The sequence below is a fragment of the Pseudodesulfovibrio nedwellii genome (assembly GCF_027923765.1).
In the GTDB taxonomy this organism is placed as follows: Bacteria; Desulfobacterota; Desulfovibrionia; order Desulfovibrionales; family Desulfovibrionaceae; genus Pseudodesulfovibrio; species Pseudodesulfovibrio nedwellii.
The window spans coordinates 2,790,252-2,817,163 of the sequence record NZ_AP026709.1 but is presented as its reverse complement, the minus strand read 5'-3'; the positions used below and the strand labels follow the sequence as shown (position 1 = coordinate 2,817,163).

31 protein-coding genes are annotated in these 26,912 nt (G+C 51.3%); 23 read left to right on the top strand and 8 right to left on the bottom strand.

The window, feature by feature from the left end; genetic code table 11:
• The 13 genes from SYK_RS13200 to SYK_RS13140 all read left to right on the top strand — a co-directional run bounded on the left by SYK_RS13200 (position 1) and on the right by SYK_RS13140 (position 11,824).
• Positions 1-1,044: a rod shape-determining protein gene (locus tag SYK_RS13200; protein WP_281760741.1), complete on the top strand. Its 1,044-nt coding sequence runs from the start codon at positions 1-3 to the stop codon at positions 1,042-1,044.
• A gap of 99 nt (positions 1,045-1,143) precedes the next feature.
• Positions 1,144-2,022 (top strand): rod shape-determining protein MreC, encoded by an 879-nt coding sequence (gene mreC / locus SYK_RS13195; RefSeq protein ID WP_281760740.1) that lies wholly within the window; start codon positions 1,144-1,146, stop codon positions 2,020-2,022.
• A complete protein-coding gene (locus SYK_RS13190) occupies positions 2,006-2,494 on the top strand; it encodes a hypothetical protein (protein ID WP_281760739.1) in 489 nt (162 codons plus the stop codon). The genes mreC and SYK_RS13190 overlap by 17 nt, the downstream gene beginning before the upstream one ends.
• Positions 2,478-4,352, top strand: a complete 1,875-nt coding sequence (gene mrdA, locus SYK_RS13185) for a penicillin-binding protein 2 (protein WP_281760738.1) — start codon at positions 2,478-2,480, stop codon at positions 4,350-4,352. The genes SYK_RS13190 and mrdA overlap by 17 nt, the downstream gene beginning before the upstream one ends.
• The gene (gene rodA, locus SYK_RS13180) at positions 4,342-5,454 is read left to right on the top strand and encodes a rod shape-determining protein RodA (protein WP_281760737.1); all 1,113 of its coding nucleotides are present in this window, start codon (positions 4,342-4,344) and stop codon (positions 5,452-5,454) included. Before mrdA ends, rodA begins: the two co-directional genes overlap by 11 nt.
• A gap of 56 nt (positions 5,455-5,510) precedes the next feature.
• A complete protein-coding gene (locus SYK_RS13175) occupies positions 5,511-5,876 on the top strand; it encodes a bactofilin family protein (protein ID WP_281760736.1) in 366 nt (121 codons plus the stop codon).
• A 133-nt stretch (positions 5,877-6,009) separates the two neighbouring features.
• Complete coding sequence (locus tag SYK_RS13170; RefSeq protein ID WP_281760735.1) at positions 6,010-6,432, top strand: F0F1 ATP synthase subunit B; 423 nt, start codon at positions 6,010-6,012, stop codon at positions 6,430-6,432.
• Between the two features lie 28 nt (positions 6,433-6,460).
• Complete coding sequence (gene atpF, locus SYK_RS13165) at positions 6,461-7,030, top strand: F0F1 ATP synthase subunit B (protein ID WP_281763274.1); 570 nt, start codon at positions 6,461-6,463, stop codon at positions 7,028-7,030.
• Positions 7,027-7,578 (top strand): ATP synthase F1 subunit delta, encoded by a 552-nt coding sequence (atpH, locus tag SYK_RS13160; RefSeq protein ID WP_281760734.1) that lies wholly within the window; start codon positions 7,027-7,029, stop codon positions 7,576-7,578. The genes atpF and atpH overlap by 4 nt, the downstream gene beginning before the upstream one ends.
• Before the next feature lie 4 nt (positions 7,579-7,582).
• A complete protein-coding gene (gene atpA, locus SYK_RS13155; RefSeq protein ID WP_281760733.1) occupies positions 7,583-9,091 on the top strand; it encodes a F0F1 ATP synthase subunit alpha in 1,509 nt (502 codons plus the stop codon).
• 14 nt (positions 9,092-9,105) lie between these two features.
• Positions 9,106-9,978: a F0F1 ATP synthase subunit gamma gene (locus tag SYK_RS13150; RefSeq protein WP_281760732.1), complete on the top strand. Its 873-nt coding sequence runs from the start codon at positions 9,106-9,108 to the stop codon at positions 9,976-9,978.
• A 16-nt stretch (positions 9,979-9,994) separates the two neighbouring features.
• On the top strand, positions 9,995-11,392 hold the full coding sequence (gene atpD / locus SYK_RS13145; RefSeq protein WP_281760731.1) for a F0F1 ATP synthase subunit beta: 1,398 nt from the start codon (positions 9,995-9,997) through the stop codon (positions 11,390-11,392).
• 12 nt (positions 11,393-11,404) lie between these two features.
• Positions 11,405-11,824, top strand: coding sequence for a F0F1 ATP synthase subunit epsilon (locus tag SYK_RS13140; RefSeq protein WP_281760730.1), 420 nt, complete (start codon positions 11,405-11,407; stop codon positions 11,822-11,824).
• A 90-nt stretch (positions 11,825-11,914) separates the two neighbouring features.
• On the opposite strand, the gene waaF is transcribed toward SYK_RS13140, so the two are convergent.
• Positions 11,915-12,952 carry a lipopolysaccharide heptosyltransferase II gene (waaF, locus tag SYK_RS13135; RefSeq protein WP_281760729.1) on the bottom strand — a complete coding sequence of 346 codons (1,038 nt, stop codon included), beginning with the start codon at positions 12,950-12,952 and terminating at the stop codon, positions 11,915-11,917.
• A 94-nt stretch (positions 12,953-13,046) separates the two neighbouring features.
• Here waaF and SYK_RS13130 point away from each other — a divergent pair, with 94 nt between their 5' ends.
• The gene (locus SYK_RS13130) at positions 13,047-13,286 is read left to right on the top strand and encodes a hypothetical protein (protein WP_281760728.1); all 240 of its coding nucleotides are present in this window, start codon (positions 13,047-13,049) and stop codon (positions 13,284-13,286) included.
• Here SYK_RS13130 and SYK_RS13125 read toward each other — a convergent pair.
• Complete coding sequence (locus SYK_RS13125) at positions 13,283-13,993, bottom strand: M48 family metallopeptidase (RefSeq protein WP_281760727.1); 711 nt, start codon at positions 13,991-13,993, stop codon at positions 13,283-13,285. The genes SYK_RS13130 and SYK_RS13125 overlap by 4 nt on opposite strands.
• Positions 13,990-14,421: a 2-thiouracil desulfurase family protein gene (locus SYK_RS13120; RefSeq protein ID WP_281760726.1), complete on the bottom strand. Its 432-nt coding sequence runs from the start codon at positions 14,419-14,421 to the stop codon at positions 13,990-13,992. The genes SYK_RS13125 and SYK_RS13120 overlap by 4 nt, the downstream gene beginning before the upstream one ends.
• A gap of 69 nt (positions 14,422-14,490) precedes the next feature.
• Here SYK_RS13120 and SYK_RS13115 point away from each other — a divergent pair, with 69 nt between their 5' ends.
• The 7 genes from SYK_RS13115 (at position 14,491) to phoU (ending at position 20,427) form a co-directional block, all read left to right on the top strand.
• The gene (locus SYK_RS13115) at positions 14,491-15,648 is read left to right on the top strand and encodes an MFS transporter (RefSeq protein ID WP_281760725.1); all 1,158 of its coding nucleotides are present in this window, start codon (positions 14,491-14,493) and stop codon (positions 15,646-15,648) included.
• A 75-nt stretch (positions 15,649-15,723) separates the two neighbouring features.
• Positions 15,724-16,269 carry a chemotaxis protein CheD gene (locus SYK_RS13110; protein WP_281760724.1) on the top strand — a complete coding sequence of 182 codons (546 nt, stop codon included), beginning with the start codon at positions 15,724-15,726 and terminating at the stop codon, positions 16,267-16,269.
• 8 nt (positions 16,270-16,277) lie between these two features.
• Positions 16,278-17,075, top strand: coding sequence for an acetolactate decarboxylase (gene budA / locus SYK_RS13105; RefSeq protein ID WP_281760723.1), 798 nt, complete (start codon positions 16,278-16,280; stop codon positions 17,073-17,075).
• Between the two features lie 80 nt (positions 17,076-17,155).
• On the top strand, positions 17,156-18,118 hold the full coding sequence (locus SYK_RS13100; protein WP_281760722.1) for a glycosyltransferase: 963 nt from the start codon (positions 17,156-17,158) through the stop codon (positions 18,116-18,118).
• Between the two features lie 77 nt (positions 18,119-18,195).
• Positions 18,196-18,855, top strand: a complete 660-nt coding sequence (locus SYK_RS13095) for an AMIN domain-containing protein (RefSeq protein WP_281760721.1) — start codon at positions 18,196-18,198, stop codon at positions 18,853-18,855.
• A 118-nt stretch (positions 18,856-18,973) separates the two neighbouring features.
• Positions 18,974-19,735 carry a phosphate ABC transporter ATP-binding protein PstB gene (gene pstB, locus SYK_RS13090; protein WP_281760720.1) on the top strand — a complete coding sequence of 254 codons (762 nt, stop codon included), beginning with the start codon at positions 18,974-18,976 and terminating at the stop codon, positions 19,733-19,735.
• Between the two features lie 26 nt (positions 19,736-19,761).
• Positions 19,762-20,427 carry a phosphate signaling complex protein PhoU gene (gene phoU / locus SYK_RS13085; RefSeq protein ID WP_281760719.1) on the top strand — a complete coding sequence of 222 codons (666 nt, stop codon included), beginning with the start codon at positions 19,762-19,764 and terminating at the stop codon, positions 20,425-20,427.
• A gap of 61 nt (positions 20,428-20,488) precedes the next feature.
• Here phoU and SYK_RS13080 read toward each other — a convergent pair whose 3' ends face one another.
• Both SYK_RS13080 and SYK_RS13075 read right to left on the bottom strand, forming a co-directional pair.
• Positions 20,489-20,851 carry an Hpt domain-containing protein gene (locus SYK_RS13080; protein WP_281760718.1) on the bottom strand — a complete coding sequence of 121 codons (363 nt, stop codon included), beginning with the start codon at positions 20,849-20,851 and terminating at the stop codon, positions 20,489-20,491.
• Positions 20,852-20,924: 73 nt separating this feature from the next.
• Positions 20,925-21,302 carry a winged helix-turn-helix transcriptional regulator gene (locus SYK_RS13075; protein WP_281760717.1) on the bottom strand — a complete coding sequence of 126 codons (378 nt, stop codon included), beginning with the start codon at positions 21,300-21,302 and terminating at the stop codon, positions 20,925-20,927.
• A gap of 179 nt (positions 21,303-21,481) precedes the next feature.
• Here SYK_RS13075 and SYK_RS13070 point away from each other — a divergent pair, with 179 nt between their 5' ends.
• Together SYK_RS13070 and SYK_RS13065 are read left to right on the top strand one after the other, a co-directional pair.
• Positions 21,482-21,991: a nitroreductase family protein gene (locus SYK_RS13070; RefSeq protein ID WP_281760716.1), complete on the top strand. Its 510-nt coding sequence runs from the start codon at positions 21,482-21,484 to the stop codon at positions 21,989-21,991.
• A 9-nt stretch (positions 21,992-22,000) separates the two neighbouring features.
• Entirely contained in the window at positions 22,001-22,573 is a 573-nt protein-coding gene (locus SYK_RS13065) for a flavodoxin family protein (RefSeq protein ID WP_281760715.1), read from the top strand.
• Positions 22,574-22,653: 80 nt separating this feature from the next.
• Here SYK_RS13065 and SYK_RS13060 read toward each other — a convergent pair whose 3' ends face one another.
• The 3 genes from SYK_RS13060 to SYK_RS13050 form a co-directional block, all read right to left on the bottom strand.
• Positions 22,654-24,951 carry a PAS domain S-box protein gene (locus SYK_RS13060; protein ID WP_281760714.1) on the bottom strand — a complete coding sequence of 766 codons (2,298 nt, stop codon included), beginning with the start codon at positions 24,949-24,951 and terminating at the stop codon, positions 22,654-22,656.
• Positions 24,952-25,066: 115 nt separating this feature from the next.
• Positions 25,067-25,963, bottom strand: coding sequence for a zinc dependent phospholipase C family protein (locus SYK_RS13055; RefSeq protein ID WP_281760713.1), 897 nt, complete (start codon positions 25,961-25,963; stop codon positions 25,067-25,069).
• A 143-nt stretch (positions 25,964-26,106) separates the two neighbouring features.
• Positions 26,107-26,910, bottom strand: a complete 804-nt coding sequence (locus SYK_RS13050; RefSeq protein ID WP_281760712.1) for an AraC family transcriptional regulator — start codon at positions 26,908-26,910, stop codon at positions 26,107-26,109.
• Positions 26,911-26,912: the final 2 nt, after the last annotated feature.

Here is a 26,912-nt window from a genome sequence, read left to right as displayed (position 1 = left end):
ATGGGTAACCTGCTCAACAGAATCATCGGCTCTTTCTCCAATGATCTTGCCATCGACCTAGGCACAGCAAACACGCTGGTCTATGTAAAAGGCAAAGGAGTTATGCTGTCCGAACCGTCCGTCGTTGCCGTGAAAAAAAATTCACGCGGCGACAAAACCGTACTGGCTGTGGGTGCCGAAGCAAAAAAAATGCTTGGTCGCACACCCGGTAACATCGTGGCCATCAGACCCATGAAGGACGGCGTTATTGCCGACTTCGAGGTCACGGAGGCCATGCTCAGACATTTTATTTCGAAGGTTCACAATTCCAGGAGGCTGGTCCGCCCTCGCATCATGATCTGCGTACCCACCGGTATTACACAGGTGGAAAAACGCGCAGTCAAGGAGTCGGCACAGAGTGCCGGCGCACGCGAGGTCTACCTCATTGAGGAACCAATGGCTGCAGCCATCGGTGCGAACCTGCCGATTACTGAACCGACCTCAAACATGATCGTGGACATCGGCGGTGGCACAACGGAAATCGCCGTCATCTCCCTGTCCGGTATTGTCTACGCCCGAAGCGTTCGCATCGGTGGAGACAAGATGGATGAGGCGATCATGCAGCACGTTAAACGCAAGTACAACATGCTCATCGGTGAATCCACATCTGAACAGATCAAGATTCACATCGGCTCCGCGTACCCTCTGGGGGATCAAGAACCGATCATGGAAGTCAAGGGACGCGACTTGGTCACTGGTATTCCACAAAATCGGCCCATCACTGCCGAGGAAGTCCGTGAGGCCATCAGCGAGCAGGTGGAAGGTATTGTTCAAGGTGTGCGTATCGCACTGGAACAGACTCCACCCGAACTGGCTGCCGACATCGTTGATCGCGGCATTGTCCTGACCGGTGGAGGCGCGCTCCTCAAAGGACTCGACCAATTGTTACAGCACGAGACCCAACTGCCTATCACCGTTGTCGAGGACCCGCTTACTGCGGTTGTTCTCGGTTCGGGCAAGGCTCTGGACAACATCGATCTGTATAAGGATGTCACGACCGATTAACCGGCATCCGGCGTGACCAAGCTCACAAGTTGTTCACCAGCGCACGGTTGCTTCAATACGGCAACCGTGCGCTTTTTAACTGTTCGATAGGACACATGCGTGAAAGGCCCTAAAAAAATAGCAGTCATCATCCTTGCAGGATTATTCGTATACCTCTCATTGTATACGTGGAATCTCCGCACAGGGCACCTTGACGCCTTGTCCAGCTATACGGGACTTGATGTTTCCGGCGCTATCTTACGTCCCGGCATATGGGTTGCCGATCAGGTCAGCAACTCATGGTACCGCTATATTTATCTGGTTGGACTCAAGCAGGAAAATGACGATATCACAGCACAGGCTGCCGAGCTCAGACGCGAGAACATGCTCCTGCACTCACTGGCCCGTTCCGCTGAACGCTTGGAAAAACTGCTCGAATTCACACCACCCGATCGATGGGAATATTCCGGCGCACGGGTCATAGCTCACCGCATGGGACCTGCCGGTGCACTCGACACAATTGCCGTGGACAAAGGCAGCAGTGCAGATGTGGAAGACGACATGCCCGTTGTGTCCCTAAAAGGTGTGGTAGGCCGAGTTTTACGAACAGGAGCCGCCACCTCCACAATCCTTCTGCTCACAGATGCCAACAGCCGAATCGCTGTCATCGGCGCACAGCACCGCTCACCGGCCATGCTTGCGGGGCAAGGGTATGGTAAACAGCTTATTCTCCGATATATCAACCAGAATGCGCCCATCGAGCCAAATGAACTTCTGCTATCATCCGGCCTATCGGGCATATTCCCCAAAGGATTGCCCGTCGCCCGCGTAACGCGTATCCAGCGCTCCGATATTTCCCTCTTCCTCACTGTCATGGCGGAACCGCTGGTGGACATGGCTAGCCTGGAAGAAATTCTGCTGCTCAAACGCACACCCGGCAAACTCCCGGACCAGACGCCTGTCAGCGAGGAGGGTGCAGACGGTGCCGCCGACCAATAACGTCCTGACCGTCCTCTGGTGGGGCGGCTACACAATTCTCGGAATATGGGGTCAAAGGACCCTACCCGGTATCGACTTTTTTGCCGCCGGGCTCATTCTTTCTCTACAAAAAGAAGAAAGACCAACTGTCACCATTTCCCTGATCATCACCTGGATTCTGCTGCTCGAAGGCACAGGCAATCTGCCCTTCGGTTATGGTCTGGCTTGGTATGGCCTTATCACCACGCTCTATTTCATGGGGCAATGGTTATTCGAAGCCCGCTCATTCCTATTCATGGCACTCCTCGGACTGGGCCTGGGCATACTCCACCCGATCCTGATCAACGCCGTATCCTCTCTGGCAAACCTAGACGTACCCTTCCAGCCACTCCTCATAGAAGGAGCTATGCAGGCTGGTGGATTTTTCTTAATCTGGCTGGTCATAGACTATTTCTATCCACAAAGGCTGCGCCATAATGTCAAATCTCTATAACGAATCAGACCAACAGCCACCCCGCGCAGGCCTGTTGCTCCTCCAGATGCTCATTCTGGGGCTCTTCTGCCTGTTCGCCGTAAGACTCTGGTTCCTCCAGATCCACCATGGCGAAGAATTTGCTCTCAAGGCAAAAGACAACCAGTTGCGGCAGGAATCCATCTTTTCTCCGCGAGGACTGATCCGGGACCGCAACGGAGACCTGTTGGCTATTAACGAACCTGCATATGCCCTCGGACTGATTCGTGAAGATTGCCCGGACATAGAAAAAGCTCTGCATCAGGTTGCCCAATGGAGCGGACGGGATTTCACGGAACTCCAGGCCCTCTACAAAAAAAACCGTAAAAGGGTAAAACCGTTTGAGCCACTCATTCTGGTCCCGGACCTCACCTTTGACCAGTTGGCCGTCATCGAGACAAACAAACTGCGCTGGCCCGGCCTTGAAATTCAGTTCCGTCCACGCCGCTTGTATCTGTACGGCACACTTCTGGCGCATGTCCTCGGATATGTGTCCGAAGCGAACGAAGAGGAGTTGTCGAAAAACCCAGAGCTCGCCCTTGGTGATACCGTAGGCAAACAGGGCATTGAATTCATGCTTGAAGACCGCATGCGCGGCATCAAGGGGCTGACACAATACGAAGTGGATGTGACAGGCCGTCGGTTGCAGGAACGTGTTCTCAAGCACCCCCGGGCCGGGCATGAAATATCACTTTCTTTGGATCTGGGCCTACAAAGGCTGGCCATGGACTGGCTGGAAGAGGAAGCAGGAGCCGTAGCTGTCATGGATGCCGACACCGGACAACTCCTGGCTTTGGCGACCGCTCCGTCCTATGACTCCAACGACTTTTCATCAGGCCTGACCTCCAAACAATGGGCCAAACTTCGGGATAACCCTCTTCACCCCATGCAAAACCGCGTTATCCAATCGGTTTACCCCCCCGGGTCTATTTTTAAACACGTCATTGCCGGTGCCGGTTTGAGCTATGGCATGCTTGATCCCAAAGAGACTGTTCGATGTACCGGCGAAACCCGCCTCGGACGACGAATTTTTCGCTGCTGGAGAAAGGGAGGGCATGGCATCGTTGATATGGAACGCGCCCTTGTAGAATCCTGTGACGTATATTTCTATAAGATGGGTAAGAAGCTGACTGTTGATCGCATGAGCGAGTTCGCCAAGGCCGTCGGCTTTGGACAAAAGACCGGCATCCGTCTGCCCCATGAAAAATCAGGCAACATCCCCACCCGCGCATGGAAACGCAAACGATTCGGCGAAGGTTGGCAAGGTGGTGATAACCTGAATATGGCTATTGGCCAGGGCTTTACACTAGTCACTCCGCTTCAGGTCGTCAGGTTCTTTGCCAGCATCCTTAATGACGGCAAATTGCTCAAGCCATTGCTGCTCAAAGATGAAAAGACCGTGGTTCAGGGCAAAATTCCACTCTCTCCCGAACAAATAGAACTGCTTAAAAAAGCCCTCGTCCAAACTGTCGATAATAATCGCGGCACATGTCGGCGATTACGCACCAAAGGCGTTATTGTGGGTGGCAAGACCGGCACGGCTCAGGTAGTTCGACTGACAGACGAACTGAAAGAATTGAAAGACGATGAAATTCCATACAGATTTCGTGACCATGCATGGATGGCCGCCACTGCGGAAAAGGACGGTCGCCGCTACGCCATTGCCGTACTCATCGAACATGGCTTGCACGGCGGCAGTGGAGCTGGCCCCATAATCAAGGCATGCATCGAATATTTATTCAACGGGAAAATTCACATGAAACCAGAAGCCAGAAAAGCCAAGGCCAGAGCTGTCCGCGCCCTGTCCCTCAAACCCAAGGAGAAGCCCGTTGCCAATTGATCGCAGGTTGCTGCTCTACATCAACTGGCCGCTGCTCGGTATCGCCGTCATCCTTTTTCTGGTGGGGGTTCTCAACCTTTATTCCGCCAGTGGATTCCGACTTGAAGAAGGCATGAACCTAGCCCCCTACTACCACAAGCAACTCTTGTGGGGAACGGTGGGCCTCCTTGGCATGATCGTGTTCATGTTCTTTGATTACCGCCATCTAAAGACCATGGCATGGCCATTATTCTGGACCACAGTCATTCTTCTTATTGCCGTCTTTTTCATGGGAAAGACCATTTACGGCGCCCGTCGATGGCTTGATCTTGGATTTATGAATTTCCAACCGTCTGAATTAGCAAAAATCGCCATACTAATCATTGGTGCACGCATCCTTTCAAAGGAACGCGAACCCCTCGGTTTCATACGGCTCGGCTATGTACTCGGCGTGGGCATGATCCTGGCGGGACTGATCATCAAACAACCTGACCTCGGTTCAGGTCTGTCCATCCTCCTGATACTCGGCGGCATGATCCTGTTCCGAGGCGTGACACCACAAGTCTTCAAAACAGCCTTGGTAGCCATCCCGGCGCTCCTCCCTTTATCATGGTTTTTCTTGCATGATTATCAGAAACAACGGATCATGACCTTTCTTGATCCCACAACCGATCCACTCGGTGCAGGGTATCATATTATCCAGTCGGAAATAGCCATAGGATCTGGCGGATTCTGGGGGAAAGGTTTTCTCCAAGGAACCCAGTCGCAATTACGTTTTTTACCGGAACGTCACACGGATTTTGCCGTGGCTGTTCTCGGCGAGGAATGGGGATTTTTCGGGACGCTCCTTCTTTTAGCCTTATTTTGCGTATTTTTATATCAAATGGTGGTCATTGCGCGGGATGCACGAGGATTATTCGGTTCCTATCTCGCAGCCGGTGTGTTCTTCTATTTTTTCTGGCAAATCCTTATTAATACGGGTATGGTCCTCGGGCTTATGCCAGTAGTCGGAATACCTCTTCCGTTCATTAGTTATGGAGGAAGTGCGACGCTGGTTAATTTTTGTCTTGTCGGGCTTGTGCTAAATGTATCAATGCGTCGGTTCCTATTCAAACAGAACTAAATCTGATATTAGGCCAGCCCAATTTTCTTCAACAGGTTTTGCAGGAGCGGTTTTTCATGGCGAGAGATGAGATAAATGCGTTTTTGGGGGCCGGAACCAACTACCAAGGGAAATTGCATTTTCAAGGCGCAGTGCGCATTGATGGAAATTTTCAAGGTGAAGTGGTGTCCGAAGGAACGCTGGTTGTCGGCCAGGAAGCCGTTGTGGAAGGGCAAATTAAGGTAGGCCAGCTCGTACTTTCCGGCAGACTTAAGGGTGAAGTTGAGGCAAAAAACAAGGTCGTTTTGCACAAAACGGCCAACTTGCAGGGGAACATCGAGACACCGAGCCTTGTTGTCGAAGAAGGCGCGGTACTTGAAGGCGAGCTTGCCATGGGCAGTCGCGACGTAAATTCGGACGTAAAACCGAAAAAAGATTCCTAACAGTTACAGTCGGTTTTGAAGGCGCACTTTTCAAGTGTGTTCAAAGGCAAAAAGCCTTTGACACAACCCTTGAAATTGGGTAATTCCCAATGACTTTGCGCCAAAATTCACAACCTCATCGGGGGCATATGGTATGGTATTACCTGACAAAACAATTTTTATCCAAGGCCTGAACTTCTTGGTTATGATCTTCTTGCTGAACATCGTGCTCATCAAGCCGATTCGCGAGATCATCAAGAAACGCAAGGGGTTGATGGCTGATCAGCTGGAGAAAATCGAAGGTTTCAATGAAGATGCTGAGACGAAAGTGGCCGATTATGAAGCCCAACTCATCACAGCACGCAAGGAAGCCGGAGACATTCGTAATGCTGCAAAGGACGCAGGCGTGGTCGAAGAACAGGCCCTGTTGTCCACTGCCGGCACCGAAGCATCCAGCACCATCCAGGCAGCTCGCACTGAGATTAAGTCTCAGGTTAAAGGCGCCATGGAACAGCTGACCAAGGACGTGGACAAATACGCTGAGCAGGCTACAGGCAAGATCCTGGGCCAGGCTTAGACGAGAGGAGGATTTCATCTTGAAACGGATGTATGTGTTTTTTGCGGTCTTGCTGACCGCTTTGGCTATCTCCTCTGTCGCTTTTGCCAGCGCTGCGGAAGGTCACGCTGTTTTCACGTCTGAAAACGTGATGAACTATGGCCTTCGGATGCTCAACTTCGCGATTTTTGCTGCACTGCTTTACAAGTTTGGCGGAGCAAAAATCAAAGACTTCTTCGTGGGACGCCGCGACGGTATCAAGCAGGATCTCGACGATCTGCAGTCCCGTCAAAGCGAAGCTGAAAAGAAGCTTAAGGATGTTGAGTCCAGCATAGCCAACATGGCGCAGGAAAAGCAGCAGATCCTCGAAGATGCCAAGGCTCAGGGCGAAGCCATCAAGGCCGGCATCATCGAAAAAGCCAAGAAGGACGCCGAAGCTCTGACCGAACAGGCAAAGCGCACCGCTTCCAACGAAGCACAGGCTGCCATCGAAACCATTCGCGGCGAAATGGCCGACATGGTGATTGAGGCTGCCGAAAAGATCGTTGCCGAAAAGCTGAGCGCCGAAGATCACGACAAGCTCGTGGATGACTATTTAACAAAGGTGGTGCTCAATTGATCGGTAACGTCGTTTCCCGCCGCTATGCGAAAGCTCTGTTTGCCGTTGGCGCCGCCAAAAGCGAAACAGAACAAGCAAAGTACGGCGAGCAACTGATCGCCATCGGCGCTTCCATCAGTGAGGCTCCCGAGGCCACAGCTTTCTTCAAAAACCCGGCATTTTCTGTCGAGGAAAAGAAATCTGTGCTGAATCAGTTGATCGAAAAAGTTTCGGTTGACCCGATGGTCAAGAACTTCTGCGACCTGATGGCTGACAAGGGCCGGGTTGAGATGCTTCCTGCCGTCGCTTCTGACTACAAGGCCATGATTGACGTCGTGTCCGGCGTTATCTCCGGTGAACTCACCACGGTGGGTGAACTTAACGAGGAAAGAAAATCTGCAATCCAGGCGAACCTCGAAAAACAGGCCGGCAAGAAGCTGGAACTGTCTTTCTCTACCAACAAGGACATCCTTGGCGGTATCGTCCTCAAGGTCGGGGACAAAGTCATGGACGCCAGCCTCAAGGCTCAGCTGCAGATTTTGAAAGAAAATATTAAAAGGGGTGAGTAGGGCAATGCAGATCAAAGCAGAAGAAATCAGCAAAATCATTCAGGACCAGATTCAGAATTATGAGTCTCGTGTTGAAATGAGCGAGACCGGTACCGTCCTCTATGTTGGTGACGGTATTGCTCGTGTTCACGGCGTTGAGAACGTCATGGCCATGGAGCTGCTGGAATTCCCCGGCGGCCTGATGGGCATGGTCCTCAACCTGGAAGAAGACAACGTCGGTGTCGCCCTGCTGGGTCCTGATACTGGTGTTAAGGAAGGCGATCCGGTCAAGCGTACTGGCAAGATTTACTCCGTGCCCGTCGGTGACGGCGTCATGGGCCGCGTTGTTGATCCTCTGGGTCAGCCCATCGATGGCCTGGGACCGATCGAGTCTACCGAGACCCGTCCTGTTGAAATGAAGGCTCCTGGCATCATCGCTCGTAAATCCGTTCACGAGCCCTGCTACACCGGCCTCAAGGCTGTTGACGCAATGACTCCTGTTGGCCGCGGCCAGCGCGAACTCGTCATTGGTGACCGTCAGACCGGTAAAACCGCTGTCTGCGTGGACGCCATCCTCGCCCAGAAGACCACCGATGTGCATTGCTTCTATGTTGCCATCGGCCAGAAAAAAGCATCTGTCGCACTGGTTGCCGACGTTCTCCGTCAGCACGGCGCAATGGAATACACCACCATCGTTTCCGCCACCGCTTCCGAGCCCGCACCGCTGCAGTTCATCGCTGCTTACACCGGTGCTACCATGGCAGAATTCTATCGTGATAACGGCAAGCATGCACTGATCTGCTACGATGACCTTTCCAAGCAGGCTACCGCTTACCGTGAAATGTCCCTCTTGCTTCGTCGTCCTCCGGGCCGTGAAGCTTTCCCTGGTGATGTTTTCTACCTTCACTCCAGACTGCTGGAACGTTCCTGTAAGGTTAATGACAGCCTCGGCGCCGGTTCTCTGACCGCCCTGCCCGTCATTGAAACTCAAGCTGGTGACGTCTCCGCATTTATTCCGACCAACGTTATCTCCATTACTGATGGTCAGATCTACCTGGAGCCCAACCTGTTCCTGTCCGGTGTTCGCCCGGCCATCAACGTCGGTCTCTCCGTCTCCCGAGTCGGTGGTTCCGCACAGATCAAGGCCATGAAGCAGGTTGCCGGTACTCTGCGTCTCGACCTCGCTACTTACCGCGAGCTCGCCGCATTCGCATCCTTTGGTTCCGACCTTGACCAGGCTACTCAGGACAAGTTGAACCGTGGCGCACGCATGGTTGAAGTTCTGAAACAGGGCCAGTACAAGCCGCAGACCGTCCAGCAGCAGGTTTCCATCCTGTTCGCCGCTACACGCGGTTTCTTGGATGACGTACCTGTTGAGTCTGTCCAGACTTTTGAGGCAGAATTCCACGACTTCATGGCTAACACCAAATCTGCAGTTCTCGACTCCATCGTCGAAAAACAAAAGATTGATGACGCTGTGGAAGCCGACCTCAAGGCCGCCATTGAAGAATTCAAGAAAGGCTTCAGCGCTTAACTAAGGGGTAGCGAATGGCATCGTTAAGAGACGTCCAAAATCAGATTGTTGGCGTCAAGAAAACCAAGCAGATCACCAAGGCCATGAACATGGTGGCCTCGGCAAAACTGCGCAACGCACAGGAGCGTATTGAACGCTTCCGTCCGTATGCGGACAAGTTTTATGAGATGCTCGGAGACTTGGCAGCCGGCGCTGACGAATCGGTACATCCGCTGCTGGAAGTCCGGGAAGAAGTAAAGACCGTGGGTATCATGGTCACCACTTCCGATCGAGGACTGTGCGGCGCATTCAATATTAATATTATCAATAAGGCCATGAAACTGGCCAAGAAAAGGGCTTCTGAAGGCAAGGCTGTCAAGATGTACTGCATCGGCAAGAAAGCCCGTGACACCTTCAATAAGACCGAATACGAAATCGTGCGCGCCGAAGGCGACGCCATGAGTTCATTCGACTTCACCCTGGCCGCAAGCGTCGGTAACGAACTGATTGCTGGCTACATCAACGGCGAACTCGATGAAGTTCACGTTGTATTCGGTGAATTCCAAAGCATGGGCAAGCAGCCTCCCGTCGATCTCACCGTTCTGCCTATGGCAGCGGAAGAAGGCGAAGCCACCGAGAGTGGCGCTGGAGACTACTTATATGAACCGTCTGTTGAAGGCCTGTTGGCCGAGCTTTTGCCTCGGTTTATCAAAGTCCAGGTCTATCGTGGTTTGCTGGACACATCATGCTCCGAGCATGCTGCCCGTATGGCTGCCATGGATAACGCCACCAAGGCGTGCGACGAACTGACGGATTCCCTGACCTTGCTCTATAACAAGACAAGGCAGGCCGCCATTACTGGCGATCTTATGGACATTGTCGGCGGCGTGGAAGCGCTGAAAGGATAAAAGGGGGCTATGAAAAATGGCTAATACTGGTAAAATCGTTCAGGTAATCGGCGCCGTTGTCGACGTCGAATTTGCCGAAGGGAATCTTCCCAACATTCTGTCTGCGATGGAGATTAAAAATCCCAATAGCGCTGATGCACCAATCCTCATTTGTGAGGTTGCACAGCACCTGGGTAACAACGTCGTACGCACCATTGCCATGGACGCCACCGAAGGTCTCGTCCGCGGCATGGAAGCAACCGACCTTGAATCTCCGATCACCGTTCCCGTCGGTGCTGGCTCTTTGGGCCGCATCATGAACGTTGTTGGTGAGCCTGCTGATGAAATGGGTCCGGTTCCCTGCGAAAAGCGTCTTCCCATTCACCGTGAAGCTCCGGCATTCACCGAACTGTCCACCAAGGTGGAACTGCTCGAAACCGGCATCAAGGTCGTTGACCTGCTCATCCCGTTCCCGAAAGGTGGCAAGATGGGCCTCTTCGGCGGCGCAGGTGTTGGCAAGACCGTTATCCTCATGGAAATGATCAACAACATCGCTAAGCAGCACGGTGGTATCTCCGTATTCGCTGGTGTTGGTGAGCGTACTCGTGAAGGAAACGACCTTTACTACGAAATGAAAGAAGCCGGCGTTCTGGAGAAAGCAGCGTTGGTTTACGGCCAGATGAACGAGCCTCCGGGAGCCCGCGCACGTGTTGCTCTGACCGCACTGACCTGCGCAGAGTACTTCCGTGACGAAGAAGGCCAGGACGTGCTTCTGTTCGTTGATAACATCTTCCGCTTCACTCAGGCTGGCGCAGAGGTCTCCGCACTTCTCGGCCGTATGCCTTCCGCGGTTGGTTATCAGCCTACTCTGGGTACTGACCTTGGTAAGCTGCAGGAGCGTATTACCTCCACCAACAAGGGTTCCATCACCTCCGTCCAGGCCGTTTACGTCCCTGCGGATGACTTGACTGACCCCGCACCGGCTACCACCTTTGCTCACCTTGACGGTACTTTGGTTCTGTCTCGTGCAATCTCCGAACTGGGTATTTACCCTGCTGTTGACCCGCTTGACTCCACGTCTCGTATCCTCTCCCCCGAAGTCATCGGTGAAGGACACTACGCGACTGCTCGTGAAGTCCAGTCCGTGTTGCAGAAGTACAAGGATCTCCAGGATATCATCGCTATTCTCGGTATGGACGAGCTGTCTGACGAAGACAAACAGACCGTTGCTCGTGCTCGTCGCGTCCAGCGCTTCCTGTCCCAGCCGTTCCACGTTGCTGAAGTCTTCACCGGTGTTCCCGGTGTCTACGTCAAGACCGAGGACACCGTGCAGGCATTCCGCGACATTCTCGACGGCAAGTACGACGACCTGCCCGAGCAGGCCTTCTACATGTGCGGCGGAATCGAGGAAGCCATCGAAAAAGCCAAGCAATAAGCGAGGTAATTCATGGCCACATTGAAACTTGAGATCGTCACTCCCGACCGGAAAGTACTTTCCGAGGACGTGGATTACGTGGGCGCACCCGGTATCATGGGTGAATTCGGCATCTTGCCGAACCACGTTCCCTTCCTGTCCGCTCTGGGAATCGGCAATCTCCATTATAACCAAGACGGCAAGGCGCATTACGTCTTCGTCTCCGGTGGATTCGCTGAAGTCAGCCACAACAAGGTCACTATTCTGGCCGAAGTTGCTGAAAAGGCCACCGAGATTGATTCTGACCGCGCCAAGTTAGCTAAAGAACGTGCTGAAAAGCGCGCTTCCGCGGCCAAGGAAAAGATGGACGCCATCCGCAACCAGACTGCCCTGAAGCGCGCAATTATGCGCATCAGCTGCAAGTCCAGCGGTTTGGACGCAGGCACCTGCTAGTCAATCTGATCCTCACCCTACAAATAAAAGGGCAGGCTCTCATGAGCCTGCCCTTTTTTATATGGTCTTTATTAAAAAACTCTTCTCGAATCAGACGCCGAGCTTTTTTCGAAGAGCCTCCCAAACTTTATCAGGCGTCATCAACTTCATGCACTTGAAATGTCCTTCCGGGCATTTTTTCGGTCCATGCAGACCACAAGGCCTGCAGACTAATTCTGTTTCCATGACTGTGGAATTGTCTCCTCGCGGAAAAAAACCAAGGGATCTGACGGTTGGACCAAACAAGGCCACCAAAGGGACATCCTGTGTCCAGGCCAGATGCATCGGGCCTGAATCATTGCTCAGATACGCATCAAGTCTGCCAAGATAAGCCGCCAGCTCTGGCAGGGAAAGCTTCCCAGCCAGATTCGTCACATGGACAGGATCACTCTTCGCCCCCTGTTCTACCTGTCTGGCTACTTCTTCTTCGCCAGGCCCAGCAAAAATAAGAACGTGTGCTCCGCTTTCAACCGCACGGGCCGTAATTTCACTAAAATATTCTACAGGCCAACATTTCGTAGGCCAAGTAGAGCCAGGATGAATACCAAGTACTGGCCTATCAAAACAGGCTTTCTCCCAGTAGACCGAAGCCGCTCCTTGAGCTTCTTCAGAAAGGACCAATTCCGCTTTTGGAGCCGGGACATCAATACCCAAAGGTTTGACCAATTCCATGAGTCGTTCAATTTCATCCAACTCATTAAATTTTCGGTCCACGGTCTCGGTGTATGCAAACCGATTAAACCACGGCTTATCATACCCAATGCGCCGACCAATACCGGTCGCGCCACTCACCAAAGCGGTACGAAAACTGGTGTGTGTTGAGATCCACAGATCAAATCCCTGTTGTCCAATTTCCCACCCATGACGAACCGCAGCATTTAAAGATTTCTGTGCTCCGCGCTTGGCAAAGCCATGGACAGCAGTGATTTCCGGCTGTCCGGCAAAAATCGATTCAAAGCCAGTGCGCACGAAAAAATGCAGTTCCGCATCAGGAAAACGGTCCTTGATCGCCCGAAGCATAGGCAAGGTCAGTACGGCGTCGCCCAGAAAAGCAGTCTGCCAGACGCCAATTTTCTTGTATTCACTCATCGGAATCAGGTGTATCCTGTCTTGGACTCTCAGGCAACAGGTTGATCTCGCGCCGTGTTCCCATTAGTGTGACGCTCACTCAAGGAGACGCCCCATGAAATACATTATGTTTGAAGATTTTTCCGGTACCGCTGTTCCCGTCATCTTTCCCAACCGCATCAATTTTGACGAGATGCGCGAACAGATGCCGTACACCAAGGTCATTTCCGCCGGCTATGTTTCACACGGCCCCGAAGGTTTCGCCTGCCACGGCAAATCCAAGGCCCTGGATGTCACTGCTCGCGAAGATGACGGCGCAATCATCACTGCCAGATTTGAAGACGCAGAAAGCTAAGTAAACCACCTCGGAACATACTTCCCGCCATGCTTTACCTCGTCTTCAAGACGCAGGTAATCAGGCTCATACGATGCCACCAAAGCCCAATAGCGCTTTGAGTGGTTTAGCTGTCTGGTATGACAAAGTTCGTGAAGGAGCAGGTGATCGACCAGTTCCAGCGGTAAAAACAGCAGCTTGGCGTTGAGAGATATCGTTCCCCGAGCAGAACAACTGCCCCAGCGCGTCTTCTGTCGCCGAATGCGTAAAGCCGTATAGGTCAATCCAGTGTGCCGACACATAAATTCCAATCGCGGCAACAGGACTTCACGTGCTTTTTTCGCCGTAAATATCTGCAAAGCCTCAAATATTGATCGCCGATCTTCAACAGGACCACTGACTTGAAGTCGGGCCACATTCTCAATTACCTTTACTGGACCGGATCTCTCCAGATAATCCACCTGATACACCCGATCCCATGCCTTGAAATCAATCACATTGGGCAAATCAGGCAACTCGCCTGAGAGATCACGTCCTTCAGCCAGTAAAATGTCACGGGTGCGCTCAATCCACCGTTGCTTTTCAAGCAAAATATCCGGGACTAACGCATGGTCAAACCCACGAGGGACGACCACTTCCAACCCGACGCCCGGTACCAGTTTAACCAACACCCGCTTGGCACGCGGATTTATTTTGATGGTCAATGGCAATCCGACAAACTCGGTCATTCAGGCAAATCCTCTTCGGTACGGATAGAAAACCCGTTATCCTTAAGCAATCTGGCAAACAGTCCGTCACCCGCAATACGGGTTGACGAAAACGTACCGTCATAAATTTCACTACTTCCACAAGAAGGAGAACGGGCTTTAAGAATAGCCTCATGACTCCCGACAAGTCGCGCTAGACGCAACCCTTCTTCAGCCCCTCGCTGGAAGGCCTCAGTACGATCAATGCCATCGCTGTCGACGACTTTATTTTCCTGAATCTCACAAGGGGCACGCGGCGTTGATAAACCGCCGTGAACTTCAGGGCAAAATGGAATGGCCTGCCCTTGGCTGACAAGTTCGATAATGGTTTCGTGCGGCTGTGTATCGCCATTGTAACGACAGTACATACCCGCCAGACAGGCGGAGACAATTATAGGTGCTTCTTTCATGACACGATTCTATACTTGATTTTTCACATGTCAAAGACCTATTGTCGCCCCTCATCAAAAAGGACTTCAATGACTGATCAGCTTAAAAAGCGCCGAATGTATATTTTTCTCCTCGTACTCATGGTGGGTACGGGCGTGGCCTTTCAGGGATGGCGCACCCTACTCAACAACTTTGCCGTGGATGTCGCAGGCCTTGACGGGCTGGGTATGGGTATCGCGAACTCAATTCGCGAAGTCCCCGGCTTTCTGGCAATGCTCGCAATTTATGTCATCCTGATCATCAGGGAACACCGACTGGCAGCGCTGTCAGTCATTATAACCGGAGTGGGGGTCGGACTGACCGGACTTTTCCCCTCCCTGACCGGTATTATCTGCACCACCCTGCTCATGAGTTTCGGCTTTCACTACTTCGAAACCATGAACCAATCGCTCACATTACAATATTTCAATCATACCGAAGCGCCGTTGGTCATGGGACGGCTCAGAAGTATCGGAGCACTGACAAACATCACAGTGGGTGGATTCATCTATTTTTTGGCAAAAACACTTGGATACACCGAAATGTTTGCACTCTTCGGAGCCGTGGCGGTCTGCGCAGGCCTCTGGGGAATGACGCGAGATCCGTCCAGGGAAGACCTTCCCCTCCAGCACAAAAAAATGGTCCTGAAAAAAAAGTACTGGCTCTTTTATGCCCTGACACTCATGAGCGGTGCCAGACGACAAATATTCGTGGCCTTTGCCGTATTCCTTCTGGTGGAAAAATTCGATTACTCCATCCAACAAATCACGATCCTTTTCGTCTGCAACAACGTGATCAACTATTTCGCCAATCCGCTTATCGGCAAGGCGGTCAACCGCTTCGGAGAACGGGCCGTTCTCAGTGTGGAATATTCGACGCTGATTCTGGTCTTCCTCGGGTACGCCTATACTGACAGCCCTCTTCTGGCAGGAGCCTTCTATGTCGTGGACAATGTCGTTTTCAATTTCTCCATGGGCATTAAAACCTTTTACCAAAAGATCGCCGATTCCAAAGACATTGCCTCGGGCATGGCCGTAGGATTCACCATTAATCACATCGCCGCTGTCTTTATTCCAGTGATGGGCGGTATCGCCTGGATCACGAACTACAGAGCCGTATTTCTTGGCGCGGTCGTCATGTCACTGGTTTCACTGATTTTGACACAACTTATCCCCGACCAGTTACGCAAGATTCGAGCAACCGGTTGACTTGGCGCGTCAGGATGATAGCTTTGATGTATAAACGGTCCGCAAAGCGGACTCTCATATTGAACGGGTAGACGAATGAAAGGACTGAGGCAGGGACTTCCCAAAGTATTTCTCCAAACAGGTGACTGTTTCTTCGGCGTGCAACCAACTCTGGTCTCCACGGTGTTAGGATCATGTCTGGCTGTAACGCTGCACTCTCCCAAGTTGGGAATTGGTACCATCTGTCACGCTTTCCTGCCAGACAGCCTACAAGACAGACGACAAAGTACTCCTGAGCCACAGGTCTGCCGTTTTGTCGACACAGCACTGCAAAACATGTTGGAAACCATGGACAAAGTCGGTATCCCCCGACGTGATCTGGTCATCAAAATGTTCGGGGGCGGAAGCGGCATGGTTGCCTGCAAAACCCCCTCAGGCGGCTTCAACATAGGCAAACGCAACATTGAAATGGCCCGACGACTTCTCAAATTTGCCCGACTCCCCATCCAAGTGGAAGACGTGGGCGGTTCTCAGGGACGCAAACTCATGTTCCATACCCAGACTGGAGAAATCTGGGTCAAAAAACTACGAAAATCAGAATGTAGCGGAGACGCGTCAGGCAACGCCGGATCCAAATTTTAGGAGAACTCATGAAAACCACGCTGAAACACCTCTACTGCCTCCTACTCCTCCTTACCTTAACAACCTTTTCCAGCGGTCTGGCCGTTGCAGGGGATTCCCTTTATCAATATTCCACAATCGACGCCCTGCTGGCCGGTCTCTATGACGGGGAATTGACCATCAAGAACCTCATGTTTCAAGGAGACTTCGGCCTCGGGACACTCAACGGTATTGACGGAGAATTGGTGGTACTGGACGGCACCCCCTACCATATCAGCGCAGGAGGCAAAGCGACTGTCCCCGCCGACAGTGCCAAGGTACCTTTTGCCACGGTTTCATTTTTCGAAGAGGACATGATCCTCAAGCTGGACCGAATACAGTCATTACAGGATCTCAACAAAGCCATAACCCTCGGATTGCCCTCAAAAAACGCCTTTTATGCCATCCGCATTGATGGCCGGTTTGCTTTTGTAAAGGCCCGGGCCATTCCCAAACAGAATCCTCCTTATGAACCGCTACACGAAGTGGTCAAACATCAGGTGGTGGTCCAATTCTCGGGTGAAGGCACTTTGGTTGGCTACTATTCGCCATCTTTTGTCAAAGGCGTTAATGTCCCAGGCTATCACTGGCATTTCATCACCAAGGACCGGACAGGCGGCGGCCATGTTCTGGACTGTTCATTTGCCCCGACCACCGCTCGCCTGGACTCCGTGTATGCTTTCTCCGTCAAACTGCCCGAATCCCATGAATTCAGTGAACTAGACCTTTCTGGAGACAAAAGCAGCGAATTGGAGAAAGTGGAAAAAGCCCCAACCAAAAAAGAATAAGCCTTCTATTGAATCAGCAAGGACTGAACCAGCGGGTTCGTTGACGACATCAAAACCAATACAGGGAGCCGTCTCATAAAATGCGCATTCTTATGCTCGCCATTAACGACCCCGCCGGGACGGCTATCCAATTTTCCAAGGCCATCAATAGGCATACCACTCATTCAGCCCGCTTGGTCACGCTGGAAAGTCGATATACCCACTCCTGGGAAAAAGACATGCACGTCCCAGACCTCGGCCCAGACGGAATGGAAGAAGTCGCCATCCTCATGCACGAAGCTGACGTCTTTCATTTCCATATGACCTGCGACGAGAATCAACCTTTCGGGCATCTGTTACCTGCTGATTTCATCAAAGGTAAAGCTATTGTCCATCATCACCATGGGCACCATGACTTCCGGTCCAATCCCGAATCATTTCGCAAAAAATACAAGGCATTAGGGCGACGCAACCTGCTCGTTTCCACGCCGGACCTGATGAAACTGCTCCCCAAAGCCCAATGGCAGCCCAACCTCGTCCCTATTGATGAACCGCTGTTCAAACCCATGTGGGGACGCTTCGATGACGATGGCCCTCTCAAAGTCTGTCACTCCCCTACCCGCAAGGACCTCAAAAACACCGACGAATTTCTGGATGTTGTCAGTACCATCAACAAACGTAAGGTCCACGTGTCAGTCGACCTTATCGACGACGTTCCCAACACGGAATGTCTGGCTCGAAAACGCCGGCACCACGTCCTCTTTGATCACATGCAGGGATACTATGGCGTTTCCAGTCTGGAAGGCCTTTCACAGGGCGTAGCTGTAATTGCCGGACTCGACGAGTGGAATCGCGCCCGTGTATCGGAATTCGCCAAGACTGAAGATCTGCCGTGGATATTGGCACACACGAAAAAAGATTTGACAGATAGACTCATGGAATTCATCCAAGATCGTCCAGCCTGTGAAGCCGCAGGAAAGAAAGGGCGAGCATTCATGGAACAACAGTGGTCTGACAAACGAGTAATCGAGCATCTTGCACAATTCTACGATTCCCTCGACTAGGGAACTGGAGCCACGCCTTTGCCATTTATAACCGATTTGCGTATATTGCAGTGATTCAATTTCAAAGAGGGACTTGCATGTCGAAAAAATCTGGTAAATGGGCCATTCTCCTAGGACTATGCGTTGCCATAGCCTTCATAGCGAGCACGACGTTCGTCCCTTCCGGTGACGCTGAAACCCCTGTACGCAATGAATTACGCATGAGTGTTGATTTCACGATTCTTCCCATGGTTTTACCTGATGGAACAGAAACTCCGGCACAATCCGCTGAAAATCAAGGTCTTGGTGAACCGGAAGTCATCACTCTTCCTGAAGAGCCCCAAGCTGTTGCCACTCCAGATCAGAAACCTATAAAACCACAGCCCGAAGTCACAGAGCCTACACCTCCTGTCGTAAAAGAACAGACTCCACAAACACCTGGCAAAGTAAAAAGTGTCGCCGTGAAAGAAACGGACACCGGTTTCACCATCACCATTCAAACAGACCGCCCTGTTGCCGATACCAGTTATATAAACCTGACCACCCCCCGACGATTGGTTTTCGACCTGATCGGATCATGGAAATACCACAATGCGAATGTGATCAGACTGGACGGCTCCGTCAAACATGTCGTGGTTGGAGAGCACCCAGACCGCCTCAGGCTTGTAATTCACTTCCGCACTCCACCAGCAAATGCCATCAAGCCCACGGTAAACACCACTGATACGACACTGACTGCGACGGTCGCACTTCAATAAAACTACGCTGTCACGCAATTGTAACACCCGAGTCATTCTCACGTAACCAGTGAAAGGTAGTCGTGTTTGGTCGTATCGCTGATACGACATATCTCTTTTGAATGGAGAACAAACAGACATGACAACCGCCATCAAGGTGTCTTCCGACAACCTCGACTTCCATTACGGCGAATTCAAGGCTCTGGAAGACATCAGTATTCAATTCGAGTCGAACAGGGTCACAGCCCTTATCGGCCCATCCGGTTGCGGCAAATCAACATACTTGCGCTGCATCAACCGCATGAACGACCTCATTCCCGGCACCCGCGTGGATGGAAAAATGACCCTCGACGGTCAGGACGTATACGCATCAGGTATTGATGTGGTTTCCCTACGTCGCCGTATCGGAATGGTCTTCCAGAAGCCCAATCCCTTCCCCAAATCCATTTTCGAAAACGTGGCATACGGACTGCGCGTCAATGGAGTAAAGGACAAGCAGTTCCTGGAACAAAAACTCGAAGAGAGTCTGCTTGGCGCCGCTCTATGGGATGAAGTCAAAGACCGTCTTCACACCTCGGCTCTCGGGCTTTCCGGTGGTCAGCAGCAACGACTCTGCATTGCGCGAGCTCTGGCTGTTGAACCGGAAGTCCTCTTGATGGACGAACCGGCTTCGGCTCTGGACCCCATTGCCACCCAAAAAATCGAGGACCTTATTCACGAACTGAAAAAAGAGTTCACGATCATCATCGTCACCCACTCCATGCAGCAGGCTGCCCGCGTGTCCGACAAGACCGCATTCTTTTATATGGGCAAACTCATTGAAGTGGATGAAACCAAGGCCATGTTTACCAATCCGGCCAACAAGCAGACTGAAGATTATATCACGGGCCGTTTCGGTTAAATCGGCTCCAAGGACGGGATTTTTTTATGGAACAACGCGCACATTTTTCAAAAAAACTCGAAGACCTCAAGGTCATGGTCCTGCGCATGGCAGCCCTGTCGGAATCCGCCGTGCACAAGGCGATCAAGGCCTACCTCGAAAATGACGCAGACTTAGCCGAAGCGGTTATAGTCGGCGACGACGTCATCAATGAAATGGAAGACGAAATCGACAATTTCAGCCTTGAACTGCTCGCACTTGATCAGCCCATGGCCGTGGATCTGCGAACCATTGTCGGTGCTCAAAGAATCACGGTGAATTTGGAACGCCTCGGCGATGAAGCCTCCAACCTGGCGCACAGGGCAATGTTCCTGTCCACCCGGCCACCCATGCCGCACAATCCAAAGATGGAAGAATTGGCAAACATCGTCAAACACATGCTTTCTGACGCCCTCAAGGCCTACATAGACGACGATGTCGCCTTGGCCGGACAGGTATGCCGTATGGATGATAGAGCCGACGATTTGAACATTGCCATTCTGCGGCAACTCGCTTCCGAGATGGTGACCGAGTCACGAATCGTGGAGCGAGGCATACACGCCATTATCGGCGCACGTCACCTTGAACGTATCGGCGACCTCGCCACCAATGTCTCCGAGTCTGTTGTCTTTGTCGTTGAAGGCACCAGCATGAAACATAATTGCAGGGGATAACTCTGACAGCCAAAAAAATCCCGGTACGCTCTTCGTACCGGGATTTTTTTTTAAACAAAATTTAAAGAGCGGCAACTTCAGCCGCGAGACGAGAAACTTCTTCCTCAAGTTCACCAATCAGCCGAACACACATATCTGTGTCCCCTCTCTTCGCTACCGACTCCAACTTAGAAACGACCTCACGCGTAGCCCTGGCCCCAATGGAAGCAGCTACACTCTTCAATGTATGGCTATGAAGCACGATCTCATTAAAATCATTGGATCGCACGCTCTTCCGAATCAAATCAAACCGATATTCAACTTCCTCTACGGCCTTGGGTACGAGCATCATAATCTCGTTACGCGTCAATTCCAGAAACTCGCAAATTTCATCAAGTTCAAGGACAGGATATATTCGTGCAGCGGTAGTATGTGAATCCAACATTTGAGACCTCCATGAATGAGGCCTACATACAGCATATGGCAAACCGAGGGAAGGAAAAGAGATGAATTTAAGACTAAATGGCCGTTTCCCTCACCGTCTGGTCTTCAAACCATCGGGCGTAGCCCTCACCCCACTTGCACAGACTCTCTATAACCGGCATGACGCTCAGGCCCAACTCAGTCAGGGAATACTCCACTTTTGGCGGCACCTGCGCATAAACTTTGCGTGTGACGACACCGTCCGCTTCCAATTCACGTAACTGCTGTGTCAGCATCTTCTGCGTAATATTGGGAATAGATCTTTTCACCTCGCTAAACCGCAAGATTCCGTCATTTCCTAATCGATGAATAATGATTGGTTTCCATTTGCCGCCGATAACCTGCAAGGTCAGTTCGACGGTACAGAAATACTTTTTTTCACCACAAAATTTCATGGAACATTCAGTCCCCATAAAGAACTCCGTTTATTCTTTTCCTCATCGCCCCGACTATGTACTATAAAATAAAGAAGTCAATAGTTTCCTTTTGGTACCTATAGCACTTTTAAGTGCGTACTTGATCTTTTGTTACCAATAGCAGAAAAGAATATGACAGTAAACAACAGCCCAGCCCACAACAGGAGGAATAGATAATGGATATAATGGAAGGCCTTCTCACTCGACGCAGCATACGGAAATTTGAAAACAAGCCGGTCCCGGAAGCAATGGTCAAACAGATCCTTGAAGCTGCCATGATGGCTCCAAGCGCGGGCAACGCCCAACCATGGAGATTCATTGTTGTCAATGATCGCAAGAAACTCGATGGCATGGCCGGTATTCATGTCCATATGAAAATGGTCACTCAGACCGCGCTCGGCATTATTGTCTGCGCAGACCTGAGCAAGGAAAAATTTCCGGGATACTGGGTACAAGATTGCTCGGCAGCCATGCAAAACCTCCTGTTGGCAGTGCACGGACTTGGCCTAGGTGCTGTCTGGACCGGCATCCATCCCGTCGAGGAAAGACTCAAAGCCTTCAAGGAAATGTTCAATTTGCCAGAGCATGTCATTCCTCTCGGATTCGCCCCCATCGGCTGGCCTGCGCAACAACTTAAATCCGAAAGCCGCTTTCAAGATGATCGGATTCATTACAACACATATTAGGAGAATATTATGAAAGTAGTCGCTTTTAATGGATCCGCCCGAAAGGGTGGCAACACCAAAGAAATGATCAATCGCGTTTTCACGAAACTTGAAGCCGAAGGTATTGAGACAGAACTCATCGAACTCGGCGGCAAAAAAATGCACGGTTGTATCGCCTGCATGAAATGTTTCAAAAACAAGAATCGCAAATGTGCCGTTAAAAATGACTTCGTCAACGACTGTATTGCGGCCATGGACGACGCTGACGGCATTATTCTCGGCTCCCCGACCTATTTTGCCACCATTTCCACGGAAATGAGCGCACTCATTGACCGAGCCGGAATGGTCGCCAGAGCTAATGACGACATGTTCGCCCGCAAAGTCGGCGCAAGTGTCGCGGTCGCCCGTCGCGGTGGTGCCATCCAGACCTTCAACACCTTAAACGCCTTCTTTTTCATCGGGCAAATGGTTGTCCCTGGTTCCCACTACTGGAACATGGGCTTTGGCATGAACAAGGGTGAAATAACACAAGATGTGGAAGGCATGGAGACCATGGACATTCTCGGTAAGAACATGGCTTGGCTTATGAAAAAACTCGCATAATTTTTAGACACACCTCCATAAAGAACGGCGCATCCTAGCATACAGGGTGCGCCGTTCGCATAACAAACATTCATAAACAATCAGACAGGCAGCGTCACGACCACGCTGGTTTGACCGGGGATATCCGTTTCCACAATAATATCGCCACCATGTGTACGAGCAATAAGGCGAGCGGAATACGTTCCAAGCCCAGACCCCCCAGGGGTATTGGCTGTTGAATATTTATCGAAAAAAGTATCACGAAGGTGATGAGCCACTTCTCCCTGGTTACAGATGGCAAGCGTCAAAATGCCATTCTTCTCCAAAACTATGGAAATTGAACCAGACTCCGGGGAGGCCTGAAGCGCATTGATGATAAGATTAGAAAGCATGGAACGAAACAATTCCTCGTCCACTGTAGCAAGAAACGCATCCGCCTGTTGGCCGGATCGCACTTCAATGCCCACACTGATTCCCTTGCTTCGAATCTGCGGCATAGCCTCGGCCTTAATACGTTCCACCATCCGCAACAAATCCACTTCTGACTTGGCCAGAACATATGTACCGCGCTCCATCTTATACAAATCGAGAGACCGGTTGATAAGCTGAAGCATGGTCTCACCGGCGTCTTCGATAGTCTCCAGCATGGCATCCTGATCCGCATTCAACCCACCCAACCGACGAACCTCACCGGGAAGACTGATGACTGCGCCCAGGGGAGTCTTGAGATCATGCCGCGCCATACGCTCCACGTCCTCGCGCAGGGCCTCGGCCAGCTTACGATCAGTAATGTCACGGCCAACACCCTGAACACCAAGCTTATCCCCTTCCTCATTAAGCAAAATACCCAAATGACACTCCAGCCAAACCGTGGAACCATCAGCGCACAAGAACTCCAAAGCCTCGGTAGTGGATGGAGGTTGAGCCGGATTCTCGCCCTGTTCTTCCAAAAGAACGAGTGCACCCTTAAATCGAACACGGGACGACGGAGTCAAAAAATCATCAAGAAAACGTCCCAAAACGTCATATCGTTTGTACCCACGCACGACTTCATCAGAGGGGCTGATATAGGTAAAACGCAAGTCTGCATCCAACCCCCAAATAACATCTGTCACATTTTCAGCCAAAAGACGGTATTGTTTTTCCCGCTGTCTGAGAGCCTCTTCCATAAGTTTGCGGTCCGTGATATCCGTGCCGACACACAATAGGCCGACCATGGTTTTGTCACGAGTCAGCACCGAATCATTGGCCCAGGCAACCCATACGATTTCGCCATTCTTGCGAACATTCATTATCTCGTTGAATGGATGGGCGGATGGATTCTTGAGCAAACGCCCAAGATATCGTTTCATGGACTGCCCTTCCATATCCTTTTTCGGAATCAGGGTTCCAATCAAGGGCTTACCGATAAGCTCCCCACGTTTATAGCCATAAAATTGCTCCGCATACTCATTACAGAAAACAATCTCCCCGGCCATATCGATACGTAAAATAATGGATTTGGCATTCTGAACCAAATTTCGGTACTTCTCGCGGTCGGCAAGCCGCCCCATAATCATGACCAAAACAGCCCAAAAAGAAACTGGAACCAACAGGATACAAATAATTCCGCCAACGAGAATGTATACCTTGTACGGAGACGTGGTCCATCCCCCCTGCGGCACAGCTGCCAAATCCCATGTCCCCATGGGAACCGAAATATTGTGAACCAGAGGAGCCATGTCAAAAACCATAGGCACACCGGCCAACACGACTTCTTTGGAAGATAAATTCTCGGGTTTCCGCAATGCGAGTGAAATGCCTGGATAGGCATCAGAAAATCCGACCTTGCTATAAAAAGCTTGAATATCGAGGCATATGACGACCTGGCCCCAATAATAACAACTTCCGTCCGGCAACGTGACCGACACCGGAGCAAAAAACATGATCTCGGTGACTTCCTTGCTGTCCTGACCCGGAACAATCATCTGAACTGCTCCAGTCTCCTGAGCCCGCAAAGCCAAACCTCGCGCCAGCACCGGCCCACTCTTAAGCAACGAACGCCCCATGGCGTGTCCGGTATCAGTGGCCGGATATACATGACTCACCACATTATCTTTGGCGAGCCACACCGAACGAACGCTCCCGACGTGAACGAGCAATCCCTTGGACAGAGTCTGAAACAACTCCTGCTGTATATCCGGATTCGCCTGAATCGATGAACGCAACGCCGTAATCAGATGTTGTTTGGCGTCAAGTGCCCCCTCAAGCCTTGCGGCAACATCATTAAGAATATGAAGTACGTCTGCTCGAATCTTTTCAGTATGATTATCCCGATCTGCCACATACCCAAAAGCCACGACGGCAGCCACGGCCAATCCGGCAAGCAGAGGAATTAGATAGATAAATCGTTTGAGCATGGTGATAAAAATCCGTAATGGGCATAAGATTACACAACAACTTCGCGGCACCATAGCAAAAGTGCTGTCAAAGTGGAATCTATTCCAAAATGTCTATCGGAATTGGTCAGAAAAATCAGCCACCGACAGTGGCCCCGAAAGAAGGAGCTGTGTGTATGACAGGACTGGCGATATCCGTCAGACTTTCATGCGGTTGGAATTTGATAGAAGGAATCAAAGCACCGGCCTGTCGCTTTATACGAATATCACGAACCCGGCGTAAATTCCCACTGCCGATAGGATCAAATGACACAGCAGGAGAGGCCTTGGGGTCAGCCAGGAAATCAAAAATAATATTTTGAGACAGGGTGAACATCTCGTCCAAGTGACGATTAACACGAGGTCCGGGCAAAAGTCGATCAGCCAATCTCAAGGAGGTGCCCCATGTCTTGCGTCCGGTCACGGTAAGACTGCCCTTAAGGATCTGTTTTTTGACCACAAACGGGAAACGCCGTTTATCCATAGCAGAAAGCAGCGTATCGTCTGAATCTCGATTCGGCCGACGGAACAGGGACAAAGCGGTTTCCTGCTCACGCCTGAAATTCCGGTCAGCCTGTGCCTCCACATAGACGTGGGACAACTTGGAACCGGAATTCATATCCATAAGCGCATTGGGGACAAAGTAGTTATGGGCGACAACATCAGCGGCCAGATGTGTCAGATAGCCGTACCCATAGGCAAGCACTCGGGCTTCTTTGGCCGAATTAAGCAGCTTGAATCCTGTAACCCAATTATGGCTGTGTCCTGGGCGAAAATTAGTCCCTTTGCCAATGAAAATATCTGCTGACAAACAGCCATACAAAAAAGCGTTCCGATGCCGGTCCAACAAAGCGGCCACCAAAGGTGGCAAACACCCTATATCGGCCAGCACAGAATTGCCCAGCGCAAGATGGACGCCGGGACCCCATGCATGTGCCAGGTCAGGAATCAGGGCGGTTACGACAAACGCGATTATAGCAAAAATACATTTCATTATTGGTACGCTCACGGCCAAAAAGTAAGGCCCTGCGGGGAAAAGTCAATGAAAATCGTGTGACGATTCCCCGGATGGTCCGCCCGGTGTGAGTCTCTGGAAAGCACCATATTTTAAAGGAACAAAAAGGACTGAAAAGAAACTCAATCCAAACGGGAGGATGGCAATCCTTGCGAAAATTTCCCCGGTGTCATGCCCATTATTTTTTTAAAACAGCGGGTCATGTGACTCTGATCGGAAAACCCGGCTTCAACGGCACTGTCTGCCAAACTTTTGCCTGAACGGATACTCGTTTTCACCCGACGCACACGCTGCATGGCCTGATATTCATGCGGCGGCATCCCTACAACCAAAGCAAAATCCCGGTTCAATCGACAAGGACTGCATCCGGCCAACCAAGCAAGTCTCTTGAGTGGAACATCCTCAACGCATCGCTCTTCCAATTCACGCCTGACTCGGACGATTCGATCCGACTCAGACAAACAAACTTGTTCAAGACAGACATTTGTACAAAGAAGCTCCAACAAGCGCAGAAAAGCGCCCTGTCGTTCCAATTGTGAGGCCGGGGTCTCAGCCATGTCTGCCAATCCGATAATTGCCCCGAAACAAGCCGGATCATCGCTGACCGGTTTTATCCCACGCAAAGCCGCCGAATCGAAACCAACAGCTTCAAGACTGCAAAGGGAGATGCTGACCATACAATATTCACACTCTCCGGCATCTGGACACGCATGGGAAACCTCCGGCGGGATTATCAGACTCTGCCCCGCCAAAACCGTATACCAAGCGTTTTTAATCTTGAGCCGCCGTTTACCGGACAACACCACACCAATACACAAGGACTGGTGCATATGCCGTGCGTCTGTCGGAGAAGGCCCAGCGTGGCGAACCACGCTGACCCCGTCCAATCCCGGTATTTCGATAAATTTTGTGGTGTTCCCTGTCATTG